The organism is Streptosporangium sp. G12 (assembly GCF_052983175.1).
Genome location: NZ_JBRIQO010000015.1, coordinates 135,764 through 147,657 on the forward strand (window position 1 = coordinate 135,764; position 11,894 = coordinate 147,657).

14 protein-coding genes and 1 pseudogene are annotated in these 11,894 nt (G+C 68.8%); 6 read left to right on the forward strand and 9 right to left on the reverse strand.

Annotation, left to right across the window (positions count from 1 at the left end; translation table 11 throughout):
* Positions 1-42 precede the first annotated feature (42 nt).
* Both ACVCAG_RS23320 and ACVCAG_RS23325 read right to left on the reverse strand, forming a co-directional pair.
* Positions 43-1,755, reverse strand: coding sequence for an alpha/beta fold hydrolase (locus ACVCAG_RS23320; RefSeq protein WP_447190277.1), 1,713 nt, complete (start codon positions 1,753-1,755; stop codon positions 43-45).
* A gap of 136 nt (positions 1,756-1,891) precedes the next feature.
* Complete coding sequence (locus tag ACVCAG_RS23325; RefSeq protein WP_440085934.1) at positions 1,892-2,065, reverse strand: cellulose binding domain-containing protein; 174 nt, start codon at positions 2,063-2,065, stop codon at positions 1,892-1,894.
* Between the two features lie 500 nt (positions 2,066-2,565).
* On the opposite strand from ACVCAG_RS23325, the gene ACVCAG_RS23330 reads away from it, so the two are divergent.
* The 4 genes from ACVCAG_RS23330 (at position 2,566) to ACVCAG_RS23345 (ending at position 5,525) form a co-directional block, all read left to right on the forward strand.
* Positions 2,566-3,042 (forward strand): transposase family protein, encoded by a 477-nt coding sequence (locus ACVCAG_RS23330; protein WP_440086065.1) that lies wholly within the window; start codon positions 2,566-2,568, stop codon positions 3,040-3,042.
* A 39-nt stretch (positions 3,043-3,081) separates the two neighbouring features.
* Complete coding sequence (locus tag ACVCAG_RS23335) at positions 3,082-3,474, forward strand: hypothetical protein (RefSeq protein ID WP_440085933.1); 393 nt, start codon at positions 3,082-3,084, stop codon at positions 3,472-3,474.
* Between the two features lie 628 nt (positions 3,475-4,102).
* Positions 4,103-4,936 (forward strand): alpha/beta fold hydrolase, encoded by an 834-nt coding sequence (locus ACVCAG_RS23340; RefSeq protein ID WP_440085932.1) that lies wholly within the window; start codon positions 4,103-4,105, stop codon positions 4,934-4,936.
* Positions 4,929-5,525, forward strand: coding sequence for a WHG domain-containing protein (locus ACVCAG_RS23345; protein ID WP_440085931.1), 597 nt, complete (start codon positions 4,929-4,931; stop codon positions 5,523-5,525). The genes ACVCAG_RS23340 and ACVCAG_RS23345 overlap by 8 nt, the downstream gene beginning before the upstream one ends.
* A 263-nt stretch (positions 5,526-5,788) precedes the next feature.
* On the opposite strand, the gene ACVCAG_RS23350 is transcribed toward ACVCAG_RS23345, so the two are convergent.
* The 7 genes and pseudogenes from ACVCAG_RS23350 to ACVCAG_RS23380 form a co-directional block, all read right to left on the reverse strand.
* Positions 5,789-6,508, reverse strand: a complete 720-nt coding sequence (locus ACVCAG_RS23350; RefSeq protein WP_440085930.1) for a hypothetical protein — start codon at positions 6,506-6,508, stop codon at positions 5,789-5,791.
* 102 nt (positions 6,509-6,610) lie between these two features.
* Positions 6,611-6,916 (reverse strand): hypothetical protein, encoded by a 306-nt coding sequence (locus ACVCAG_RS23355; RefSeq protein WP_440085929.1) that lies wholly within the window; start codon positions 6,914-6,916, stop codon positions 6,611-6,613.
* A complete protein-coding gene (locus ACVCAG_RS23360) occupies positions 6,913-7,494 on the reverse strand; it encodes a dihydrofolate reductase family protein (protein ID WP_440085928.1) in 582 nt (193 codons plus the stop codon). Before ACVCAG_RS23360 ends, ACVCAG_RS23355 begins: the two co-directional genes overlap by 4 nt.
* Before the next feature lie 65 nt (positions 7,495-7,559).
* Complete coding sequence (locus ACVCAG_RS23365; protein ID WP_440086064.1) at positions 7,560-8,390, reverse strand: helix-turn-helix domain-containing protein; 831 nt, start codon at positions 8,388-8,390, stop codon at positions 7,560-7,562.
* Positions 8,391-8,483: 93 nt separating this feature from the next.
* Positions 8,484-8,606 (reverse strand): hypothetical protein, encoded by a 123-nt coding sequence (locus ACVCAG_RS23370; RefSeq protein WP_440086075.1) that lies wholly within the window; start codon positions 8,604-8,606, stop codon positions 8,484-8,486.
* Positions 8,607-8,620: 14 nt separating this feature from the next.
* On the reverse strand, positions 8,621-9,034 hold the full coding sequence (locus tag ACVCAG_RS23375; RefSeq protein WP_447190314.1) for a WecB/TagA/CpsF family glycosyltransferase: 414 nt from the start codon (positions 9,032-9,034) through the stop codon (positions 8,621-8,623).
* Positions 9,035-9,131: 97 nt separating this feature from the next.
* Positions 9,132-10,028, reverse strand: a pseudogene (locus ACVCAG_RS23380) (transposase).
* On the opposite strand from ACVCAG_RS23380, the gene ACVCAG_RS23385 reads away from it, so the two are divergent.
* Entirely contained in the window at positions 9,921-10,352 is a 432-nt protein-coding gene (locus ACVCAG_RS23385; protein ID WP_440086074.1) for a hypothetical protein, read from the forward strand. The pseudogene ACVCAG_RS23380 and the gene ACVCAG_RS23385 sit on opposite strands and share 108 nt — an antisense overlap.
* A gap of 317 nt (positions 10,353-10,669) precedes the next feature.
* Positions 10,670-11,602 carry a pyridoxal-phosphate dependent enzyme gene (locus ACVCAG_RS23390; protein ID WP_440085927.1) on the forward strand — a complete coding sequence of 311 codons (933 nt, stop codon included), beginning with the start codon at positions 10,670-10,672 and terminating at the stop codon, positions 11,600-11,602.
* Positions 11,603-11,894 lie beyond the last annotated feature (292 nt).

Here is an 11,894-nt window from a genome sequence, read left to right on the forward strand (position 1 = left end):
TACCTCGGGGTGTGGAGCCGGACGTTGCGCTGGGCGGCGGGGTCAGCAGGCGGTGTCGGTGGCCGGCAGTTCACCGGTGGTGAGGTAGTGGGTGACCGTGGCGTTGAGGCAAGCGTTCCCGTAGTGCGGGAACGGGGCGTGGGTGTGGGCGTCGATCGTGACCAGGCGTGACCCGCGGATGCGCGCGGCCACGGCTCTGCTCACAGAAGGCGGCACCGCCACGTCCCGCAGGGCCGCGACGACCAGGGCGGCCGGCGCGCGGTTGCCGTCGAGCCGCACCGGTTCGTCCTTGGCGGGCGGCCAGAACGCGCAGGGGTTGATGTTGGCGTTGACCGGGCCGAACAGCGGGTGGCGGTCCCGCTGGGAGGCGATGTCGCGCAGGTAGACGCGTGGGTCGCGCGGCCAGGGGGCATCGGCGCAGCGGTAGGCGATGTTGGTGGCGGTGTGGTGGTCGCCGGGCACGCCGGGCACGCCCTCGGGCCGCGGAGGGCGGATGGGGAATAGCAGGGACGGCTCACGTCCGGCCGCGACGGCGGCGAAGGCCGCGGCGACGACGCCGAAGGCGCGCTCGTCGTAGATCCCGGCCACCAGCAGGGCACCCAGCTCGCCGACGGTCCAGGCGTGACCGCCGATGACGATGGGCGCTCGGGTGGCCCGGTCGAGGATCCCGGTGAGCGTGGCGTGCACCTGTGCGGAGGTCTCCCCCAGACCGTATTCGGAATGCCGCCCGGCGACCCAGGCGGCGAGGGCCACTGTTCCCTCCTCGAACGCAGGGGTGCGGCCCATCTCGTAGGGCCGCCAGATCGTATCGGCGTTCACCGGGCTGTCCAGTACGAACCGGTCCACGCGGTGCGGGAACAGCGTGCCGTAGACGGTGCCGAGCAGTCCCGCGTACGAGCCGCCCAGGTAGGAGATCTTCTCCTCGCCGAGGGCCGCGCGGATGAGGTCCATGTCGCGGGCGGCGTTCGCGGTGGTGGCGTGCGGCAGGGCCCAGCCGGAGGCCCGTACGCAGTCTTCGGCGTACCGCCGGGCCTCGGCGGCTTCGGCGGGGAAGCGTCCGGGGGTCGCGGGGCGTACCCAGAACCCGCCGGGCTCCTCCTCGGGCTGCCCGCAGCCGATGGGCGTGCTGCGCTCGACGAATCTCATGTCGAACCCGACCAGGTCATACCGGGCGCGGACCTCGGCGGACAGCGCCGGGGCGAGGCTCACGGGCAGCGGGACGCCCGGCCCACCGGGTCCGCCGCCGGTGGTGAGCAAAACACCCCGGCGCCGCGCCGGGTCGGTGGCGGGCAGCCGGGAGATGACGACGGAGATGGTGCGGCCGCGCGGGCGGCGGTGGTCGAGGGGGACGGTGACCCGTGCGCATCGCAGGTCCGGCGTGCTCACCCCGGCGCACGCCTCCCACCGCAGTCCCTTGCCCCCGGTGGCGGTACCGGGTGCGGCGACCGCGGGGGCGGCCAGGGCCAAGGCGGCGACCGGTGCGAGCGCGGTGGCCGTCACGGCACGGACGAGGCGTCCGGACCGGCCCCGCCCGCGTGCCGGGGCGGCCGGGACCGCGCTCGTGCCGTTCCCTCCCGCGTCGCGCGGCACGTCCGGAGCACGGCCCGCGCTCCCCTGCCCGCGGCGGTGTGCCACCGAAGCCGCGGCCGCGGCGCCCCGTTCCCGGGAGGCGGGGGCCTGGGCCGCGTGGTCCGAGAGCCGTGTCACCCGGGGCAGGCGAGTGCCGTCTGGGGAGCCGCCCGTGGTGTCCGTCATGTCGTCACTCTCCGTCCTTCGTGCGTGCACGTCCGCCGGTCGGCCCCTCCCACGGCGGCGCCCGCGACGCGGGCATCGCCGTCCCGTTGCCCTGCTCCGGCCCGGCGCCGGGGCGCCGGACGACGGACCGGGGGTGCTATTGGGTGGTGCAGATGGTGCCGTTGATCCGGAAGACCGCGGGCGAGGGGTAGGCGCCCTCGTCGACACCGACGAAGCCGGCCGTGACCGAGCCGCCCGCCGGGATGGTCGCGTTCTCCGCGGCCGGAATGACTCCACGTCCTGGGAGCCGGTCGTCCAGGTGCCGCCCCACCCGCTGCCGGCCCGATCGCCACGGCGACGGCGAGCGCCGCCGGCAAGGCGAGGGGGGCTTTCCGTACGGGCATGGGTCTCCCTGCCGTGGAGGGCGGTTCGCGAGTGACCCGGGAAGGCCGGGCCCTGACGATCACCTGGCGCGCGGGCCGTGTCAAGCCGGCAGCGCCGGTCCGATCATGTCGGCCTGGTCAGGCGGATCGCCGCCCATGATCGTTTTCATGGTGTTTTCATGGCGCCCCCCGGTGGGCGGCCCGGCAGTGTCGGCGACGCCGTGCACGCCGGTCGTGTGCTTGTGACCGGCTGCACCATGCGTAGGCGGCGGGTCGTCCGCAGAGCATCCAAGGGATATCTGATCATGGAGCTCTTTTCAGCCTGACGGCCCTGGCCACGACGAACTGCGCAGAGCAGTGGCGGGCGAGAGGAGGCTCCCGGTAAGACAGCAGTCGACCAAGATCCGATGCCCCAGCCGGGAGCCTCGTTGCTGTCTTACCCGCCGCGATTCCGCTGTCCAACCGCACCCTGGTCCGCCTGGCCGAACTGACCCGCGCGCAGCGGACCGAACGCCGCTGCCGGTGGCGGCGGTTGGACCCGGCTCGGCAGGCGCCGCTGGTCCTGGCCGCTCCTGACGGCATCCTCCTGTGGACCTCCGGCTCCTTGCCCGGCTCGGTGCACGACCTCAAAGCCGCCCGGATCTGGGGCATCCTGCGCCGCCTGCAGACCGCCGACCTGGTCACCCTGCCTGATAGGAGGTACGTCGACGCCGGTGAGCACGTGCACGTGCCCTACAAGGGCCGCAACAAGCCCGCCTCGCAGAAGGCCGCCAACGCCGCCCACGCCAAGCTCCGCGGACCCGGCGAGCGCGCCAACGCACAACTGAAAACCTGGCGCATCCTGCGCAAACTCCGATGCTGCCCACTTCTCGCAGGTCAGCTCGTCAAAGCGATCCTCGTTCTTCAGGTCCGCGAAGCGGGATGAAAACATTCGGCGGCGTCATCCAACCTTTATGATCTCGCGGTGGAGATCTGGACGGAGCGCCCGACCAAGACCGACGTCGAAGCGGTCGTTCGCCGCTACTTCAGCCTGCTCCGAGCAGGGAAGATCCCTGAGGCCGAACAGCTCGTCGATCACTCATCGGTCCGGCATGTGCTCAAGTCGCTATGGGCCGGCTCGGTTGGAGCGAGCGCCGATGCGGACGAGGCGAGCTGCAACCTTGCTACCGACGGGTGGGAGCAGGATCTGTCTTGGCTCTGCGAACTCGATCTCGGGGGCTTCGACTGGGGCCACACTGGCAGCCATTTCTACGTCGAGGTCACCTACCGCGCGCAGATGATCGAGGTGTCATTGGGCTTTTGGGTCAAGCCTACCGACGCCGGCTGGGTCGTCGCGGGACCGTCCACCCTCTGGTAGGACACACGAAAGAGCAGCACGATCCGAGTGTCGGCTGGATCTCCCGCTGCGACGGCCCTACCTGCTCCCCCGCTAGCCTTGCCGCCCCCGGCCGTCACGGTGGCGGTGACCATGGCCCGCCGAATGACATCCACCGACATCCGATGACGAACTGCTGCGATAAAGCAGACATCCATAGGCTTTGACCAGCAGGTTCGCCACTTCATGTCAGCAGAAACCGTCACTGTACGTCAGGAAGAGCTCGACGAAGCTTTTCGTCATTCGAAACGATCTTCATTAAGGGTCGAAATAGCCTCTGAGCTGGACATTGACACGAAGCGACGATTTTGCAATGACACTTTTGTGACGACTCCCACGTATCGCGGCCTGCTCGAACCCGGCCCGATGTCCAACGATCTGATCGACCGCCTACTTGACACCGCGGGCACGTGGACCAGACGACCCCATCCACCTTCGAGAGAAGGACGCCCAACCAGATCTTTGTGGGACCGGGTGCGTCCAGGGCTTGGAGGCATCCCCCACCTCTGCCGTCAACGGCGCGTGCTCCAGGGGTTGACTCGCCAGCTAAAGCAGATAGCTTTTAGCTAATGTGATTAGCTAGGCGTTGACGAACCACCTGGAGGTAGTCATGACCGAGTTCCTGAACGTCGACGGCGGGACCATCGCTTACGAGGTGACCGGCACCGCCGGCCCGCTGGTGGTGCTCGCCCACGGCATGGGCGACAGCCGCGAGGCCTACCGGTTCCTCACCCCCGCCCTTGTGGAGGCCGGGTACCGGGTCGCCGCGGTGGACCTGCGCGGCCACGGTGAGTCCAGCGTCGGGTGGGCCTCCTGCACCCGCACCGCCCTCGCCGGTGACCTGATCGCCCTGATGCGCCACCTCGGCGGGCCGGCGGTGCTCGTCGGGCACTCCATCGCCGGCGGTGCGGCCACGATCGCCGCGGCCAAGGCCCCAGAACTGGTCACCGCGCTGGTCGAGCTCGCACCCTTCACCCGCAAGCAGCAGGTCCGGCTCGGTGACCTGCGGGTGTCCGCCTACCGCCGGGGTGCGACCCATCTGATGGGCACCACCATCTTGGGCAGCACCCGGCAGTGGGCCAAGTACCTGGACCTCGCCTACCCCGGCGTCAAGCCGGCCGACTGGGACGTGCGCATGAAACAGATCACCGCGATGCTGCAGGAGCCGGGCCGGATGAAGGTCCTGCAGGCGATGGGCAAGACCTCACCCGCCGACGCCGGTGAACAGCTGGGCAACGTCACCTGCCCGACGCTCATCGTCCAGGGCAGCCTCGACCCCGACTGGGCCTCACCTCGCGCCGAGGGCGAGGCGATCGTCGCCGGCCTGCCGACCGGACTGGGCCGGCTGGAGATGATCGACGGCGCCGGCCACTACCCGCACGTCCAACACCCCCGGCAGACCCTCGCCGCGATCCTGCGCTTTTTGGGCGGCGTCCGTGCCTAGGGCAGGCCTGAACGCGGCCACGATCGCCGCGGCCGGCGCCGCGCTCGCCGACGAGATCGGCTTCACCGAGCTGACCATGGGCCGGCTGGCCGAGCGGGTCGGAGTACGCACCCCGTCGCTGTACAAGCACATCGCCAGCCAGGCCGAGCTCAACCGGCAGATCGCGGCGCTCACCCTCGCCGAGGCCGCTGATGCGATCGGCACGGCCACCCAGGGCCGCGCCGGGCGTGACGCCCTGACCGCCGCGGCCCGCGCGCTGCGTGACTTCGTCCTCGCCCACCCCGGCCGTTACGCGGCCACCATCGGCATCACCTCGACCGGCCCAGACGACCCGATCACGGTCGCCGAGAGGCGAGGACTCGGCCCCTTCGAGGCGGTACTGCGGGGATACGACATCGCCCCGCAGGAGATACCCCACGCGCTACGCGCGCTACGCAGCGCCTTCCACGGCTTCGCCACCCTGCAGGCCGCCAACGGATTCCAATGGTCGGCCGACATCGACGAAAGCTTCGAATGGCTCATCGACTTCGTCGACCGCGGCCTGCGCGCCACCCCAGAGCCCGACCCCGGCCCTGCCGATCACCCATAGGCCACCCGCGCGGCCGACCCCTCACCCCCTCTCCTTCGCGTGAGCCAGAAGTGGAAACCACCATGAAACCCACCCTCACCTCCCTCATCGACATCAACCGCGCTCGCCCGACAGCGGCCGCCGCCCCAGGCCGTGGCCGAACTTCGGCTCGTCATCGCTCATAGCCTCACGGCAAGCGGCCGCCGGCCGCGGTCCGGGGCTGGTGAGGTCGCCGTGCGCCACGTGAATCCACTCCGCCCAAGTCGCACATCACAGCCCCCAGCTCACCGCAAGGCGAACGCGTCGCGGGTCACCAGGCGGGTCACCAACCCTTTGTTGTTCACCCAGAGCCGCCAGGTGATTTTTCCCTGCTTGTCCTTGCCGCCCCGTCCGAAGGAGGTCATCTCGCGGTAGGAGCGGGAGGCCGTGCGGAGTTGCGCCGGAGTGATCGTGCCCCGGTACTGGGTGCCGCCCTGATCAGGCAGGCGGTGGGTCGAGGCGCGCAGCAGAAGCGCCAAGGTGGCCGGCTCGAACACGTTGATGGATTGATCGCCGAAGACGGTGCCCCATTTCTGTGAGGGCCTGTCGACGCCGGCGCGTTCCCATGTCTTGCCGGCGGGAAGGTAGGTGCTGGCCGGAGCGACGTCGCAGTGGTAGTGCTTCCCATCGACGTCGATCATGTGCTGTACGTAGACGGCAGTGTCCGCACCATCAGGCCGGTTGGAGGTGGCGCGCCGCACGACGTCCGCGGCGACGACACCGGAGGGGCCGAACTGCAGCGTGCCCTTGCGGCGCACGGTCGTTGCGTTTTTCTTCCAGTCGAGACGGACGGTCTCGATGAGCCGCACGCCGTACCCGGTGCGGAACTGCTGTTTGAGCGCGTTCACCGGATTGACCACGGCGAAGGAGACGGTGGCCGCCTGGGCGGGTGCGGTCGTGGGGGAAGCGGGCAGGGCCACGACGGCGGTCGCGACGCCGGTGAGCCCGGCGATGAAGCGCTTCACGTGAATGCTTACGAGGATGCCCTCACCCCGTGTGAGAGGAATGAAGGCATTCTCGCAGAGCAAGATCGCGAAGGGTGTCGGTGTTGGTGAAGATATGTCGCATTAATTGGGGATGTTGCGTGCAGAAACCGTATGACGGCTGGCGGTGCGATGAGCGACACTTCTCGAACCGTTGGCCGCCTCCCACCGCCCGCCGCGGCGGTTGAGGAACGACGCCGGGGTGTCGGCGCCGGGCCAGGAGGCGCGGTCGGTGCGCCACTCGGTGATGGAGGTCCGCGCGGTGCCGTCCGGGAGCGGGATCTCGCGGGAGGTATCGCCCTTGCCGGAGCGGACGATGACCTTGCCCTTGCGCGCCGAGAGCGGGACGTCGTCGTCCAGGGCGACGAGCTCGGCGATCCGGTCGGTCAACGGCGCACCCGATAGCGCAGGTGAAGCACCCGGTTGCCCTGAATCACCACGTCAGGATCCTCCAACAGGTGCTGCGCGTCGACCGACCCGAAGTAGCGCTTGCCGGACCCGAACACCACGGGTACGACGTCCATGCGCACCTCGTCGACCAGACCCGCGGCAAGCAGCTGGCCACCGACGTCGCCGGCGGCGACCTCGACCAAGCGGTCACCCGCGAGCTCCTGCGCCTTGGCCACGGCTGCCTCGACGCCGTCGACGAAGTGAAACGGCGCCTCGGGGTCCCAGCCCTCGGGCATCGGCCGGTGCGACACGACGACCACGTGGTCGATCCCGCCCGGCGGCTTGCCGCCCCAGCCGTCCGTCATGTCGAAGACGTGGCGGCCGACGATCGTGACTCCGATCTGGTCCCAGTACGCCCGGGTGTAGTCGTGGGACGTCTGCGACACCTTCAGCTCACCGCTCTCGTCCAACGGGACGTCACCGCTGGACAACCAGTCGAACAGCGGTCCGGGCTGGTCATTCTCGTCCGCGACGAAGCCGTCCACCGACACCGAGCTGTACATGACCACCTTGCCCACGGGGCTCTCCTCTACTTTGGGGTGCCCCAAATTAGCGTGTCGTGAGCTGTCGCTCTTGTAAGAAATCAATCGGCCGGCAGCGGCCAGCCGTTCATCACGTGGCCGGGATGTTCGCGCAGGAACCGCCGCCGGACTTCGACGTACCGGGTCGGTGTGAGCCCGGTGAACGCCCGGAACTCGTGGCCGAAGTGGGCTTGGTCGAAGTAGCCTGCGCCACCGGCGAGGTCGCCCCAGTCGATCGGTCCGGCGGGGTTGATCGCGAACACGGTGGCGGCGAAGCGGTAGGTGCGGGCCAGCCGCTTCGGCGTGACACCGATGAGCTCCTTGAACCGCTGTGCCAGATGAGTGCTGCTGACACCGGCCGCCACGCTCAGGTCGCCGATCGCCACCGCCCCGCTGGCCGCCGCGATGACGCTGCTCGTATGGCGGACCAGCCCCAGGCCGGCGGTCTCGCACAGCCGTCGCATCAGCTCCTCCTCGAGCAGCGTCAGCATCTCGTGCGGTCCGTCCGCCGTGGCCAGCCGGTCTCGCAGCTCAGCAACGGCGGGCCGGCCCCAAACCTGCTCCACCGTCACCGGCCGGTCACACAGCTCGGCCGCGGGCATCGGCAGGAACGGCGCCAGCCCCCACGGCTTGACGTGCACGCCGACGGACCGGGTCCCCGGCGGATAGCCGAACTCGAAGGCGCGGGTGGGCATGGTGACCACGCAGCCGTCGGCGTACTCGGCCGTCTCGATGTCGGTGCCGGCGCGGATGCGGAACGGCGCCCCGAGGTTGACGATGAGCAACGCCGACGGACTCGGCGGCAGCGTCAGCCGGGCGTACGGCGGCGCACCCTCCAGGTAGTAAAGGTCGTCGATCAGCCCGTCCAGCGGCGGTCGCGGCACTCTGGACATGTACTCCACGCCCACAGTATCGCCGACGCCCCGCCGGCATCGAGCGCCGGGATGTCCAGCCGCGCTGCCGCCGGAACGGGCGAGCGTCCGGCGTTACGCAGTCGGCAGGTCGGTGAGGTCCAGGCGCCGGTCGGTGCGCAGCCGGATCTCACCGTAGGGGGTCATGTTGGTGTGGAACGGTGAACCCGGGTTGGTGTCACATCTGTTGACGCTCAAAGCATGATCGCCGGTCACGAAGGTGTCGTCAGCACGTCAGGTGCTACTTCCGGAATCACTCGATTCCGGAAGTGGATCAGCCACCGGCTTCTGGAAACGCGCCTGAAGGCATGGCGCAGAACCCGCGGAGAGCTTCCGGCCTGGGTGCCGACGACGCTGACCTGCCATTCGTCCTTCAGCCGCTGCTCCACGACGGCGACCACCTCCGGGCAGGCGCCGAGCGGGAACACCGGCACCTGGTCGCGGCCGGCGTGCCGCATCAGGGCGTGCCACAGGTCGATGCCGGCGATGCGCTCCAGCCGGGCGCCGTACTTGCGGCGGATCGACCACACCACGCTGATGCCGTCGGCGTAGATGTGGCGGGGGTGCGGGCGGCGGCCGCGGCCGCGCTGCTGGCCCGCCTCGACACGGCGTGATGGTGCTGGCAGCGGGCGCGGGCGGTGATCAGAAGTCGTCGTCGAGCTGGCGGCGTGGTTGGCCTCCTGCTCCCGAACGTGTCCCTAGACATCCGAGCACGTTGTGGTGTCAAGCGATGGCTGATAGGCGAGGTGAAAACGCGACGGACTCGTCGTAGGTTCGGCGCTTTTGGAGGCAGTGATAAAGGCAGCCGATCAGGCGGTTGAACAGGTGCCGTAGAGCTGCGGTATGGGCGTCGTTGGCTGCTTTGCGATGGTCGTAGTGCGCCCGCGCCCCTGGTGAGGGCCGTAGTGCGGCGAACGCCCAGATGTAGCCAGTGGCGGCCAGGCGGTCGTTCTTCACCTTGCGGGTCATGATGTGCCGCGACGTGCCGCTGGCTCGGGTGACCGGCGCCGAGCCGGCATACGCCTTCAAGCCGCGAGCATCGGCGAAGCGGGTCCGGTCGTCACCGATCTCGGCCAGGATGCGGGCACCGATCAGCGGGCCGGCCCCCGGGAAACAGTGATGATTTCGGCGTCGGGGTGCCGGGTGGAGGCCTCCTCCACGAGGGTGGCCAGGTTCTGCTCGGCTGTGCAGGCCGCTTCGAGCTGGTTGAGCAGCGCGGTGAGCTGGTGACCCATGGCCTGCTTGACCAGATCAGGTAGACGCATGTGTTCGGCGCGGAAGATCGCGTGAAGTCGTTCGACGCCTTGGTCGACGTGGCGAACTCGCCCGGCCCGTTCGAGCGCGGCCCGCAGTTGCCCGCGGGTGAGGACGGCGGCGCGGGCGGGAGTGGGTGCCGGCGCGAGGATGACCCGGGCCTCGGCCCTGGTGACGCCGCCGTTGCGCAGGTGCGCAAACGCCTCCAGGGCGGCGGAGAAGTAGTCGTGCAACAGCGACCGGATCCGCTGGCCGAGAATGGTCGCCGACGCCGGCCAGCAGCTCCAGCAGCGCGCGCAGGCCTGCGGCGTCGTTGCTGATGCGGGTCTCGGCGACCCTGCCGCCGGTGCCATCGACGAGGGCGATGTCGTGGTGGTGTTCGGCCCAGTCGATCCCGCAAAACAGCTTCGCCAGTGCTCCTCCAAAGACAAGCAGCCGATCATCGGTGCAGCTCAAAACCGCAGCGAAGACGCGCGGCCCGCTAATCGAAGGACTCGCCGGTCCGACATCCGATCAGCCGTTCGCGACCCCAGCGATCCACGGGGCCTCCTGTTGCAAGAGCTCACCAGCTCGGCCGCGTTTAGGAGGTCGACCCCGCAGACGGGCTCGAACCACGAACACCACGCTCGTCGAAAAGCCGTAGTCGTGGCGGGCGAACGCCAGGAGGGCCGGTCTGGGGTCAGGTCTTGAAGACCCTCCCAAAGTCAGGCTCATCAGCCCGGCATCCATCGATCACAACGGCGGCGGATCACCCGATGAGCAGACACCGGCCCCGGCCGGTCTGGGGATAGGCATCCAATCCCCAGACCCCTGCCCGTGACGGCCAGGAGCAGGCAGCCCGTCACAGTGGGAGACCTGGGGCGATAGGGCTTAGCGTTACTTTTCGTACCGATGTTCCTCAACCCCCGATGCGACGTTCGCAGCGGTTCAAAATTTGAACTGGATGCGGCGTGCGATCGGCCAGACGATCGAAGCGCAGCACGGACATCGAAAGGAAATAATGGATCATGGACAGTGACAACAGCGTACTGACGGCGATTGGAAACACGCCGCTGGTGAGACTGCGCAGGGTCGTACCGGCCGGATGCGCGGAGATCTTCGTCAAGGTGGAGGGCCAGAACCCGACTGGGAGCATGAAGGACCGAATGGCCCAGTCAATGATCACGAGAGCCGAGGGCGATGGGCGGTTAAGGCCCGGTGACACCGTCGTCGAGTACACGGGGGGCAGTACCGGTGCCTCCCTCGCTCTGGTGTGCGCGGCCAAGGGCTACCGTCTGCGGATTGTCAGCTCGGATGCCTTCAGTGAGGACAAGCTGATCCAAATGGCGGCGCTCGGCGCGGAGCTCACCCTCGTGCCCAGCGAGAACGGGCTGATCACCAAGGCCCTCATCCAGAGCATGATCGAAACCGCCCGGGAGTTCAGCCGGCAACCGCGCACGTACTGGACCGATCAGCTGAACAATGCTGACAGCATCGTCGGCTACCACCCCATGGGCGAGGAGATTTGGCAGCAGACAGGGGGACGAGTCGATGCATTCGTCCACTCGATCGGGACGACGGCCTCACTTCGCGGAGCGATGACTCCCCTCAAGCGTCACAATCCAGCGCTTCGAGTCGTCGCGGTAGAACCAGCGGAGTCCGCCGTGCTCTCCGGCGGCCAGCCCGGCGCACACCGCATCGAAGGCATTGGCATCGGCTACCTTCCGCCGATGTGGGATCCCACCCTTCCGGATGACATCGTTCCCATCTCCACCGCCGACGCCGAGGAGATGGCCAGGCGTCTGGCTCGGGAAGAGGGATTATTCGCCGGGACGTCGTCCGGAGCAAATGTCCTCGCCGCCATCCAGCTCGGGCAGCGGCTGGGGCCGCAGGCCAGGGTCGCGACCCTGCTGGTCGACTCGGGGCTGAAGTACCTCAGCACCAAGGTGTACCAACGCTGATCGAGGCTCTTCCTGCGGTTGCCTCCACGGAGGTGGTGTACGAGTTTCCCAGGTAGAGGGCGTGGTGCCGTGAAATGAGGACGGCCATCGCGTGATCCTTCAGGTTGCGGGGGTTGAGGAACATCGGAACGAAAAGTAACGCTAAGCCCCATTATCCCAGGTCAGGTCCCCCGCTGCGGGCTGCCTGCCCCTGGCCGTCACAGGCAGAGGTCTCGGGCTTGAACGTCACGAGATCAGGTCCGGCATCTCGCGCCGCGGTAACGACCGGGGTCCTGTTCCTGCAGGTCGTGAT

Coding starts and splice junctions, on each gene's coding strand:
- ACVCAG_RS23320 (WP_447190277.1), bottom strand. CDS start 1,755: ATGACGGACACCACGGGCGGCTCCCCAGACGGCACTCGCCTGCCCCGG.
- ACVCAG_RS23340 (WP_440085932.1), top strand. CDS start 4,103: ATGACCGAGTTCCTGAACGTCGACGGCGGGACCATCGCTTACGAGGTG.
- ACVCAG_RS23365 (WP_440086064.1), bottom strand. CDS start 8,390: ATGTCCAGAGTGCCGCGACCGCCGCTGGACGGGCTGATCGACGACCTT.
- ACVCAG_RS23385 (WP_440086074.1), top strand. CDS start 9,921: ATGGTCGCCGACGCCGGCCAGCAGCTCCAGCAGCGCGCGCAGGCCTGC.
- ACVCAG_RS23390 (WP_440085927.1), top strand. CDS start 10,670: ATGGACAGTGACAACAGCGTACTGACGGCGATTGGAAACACGCCGCTG.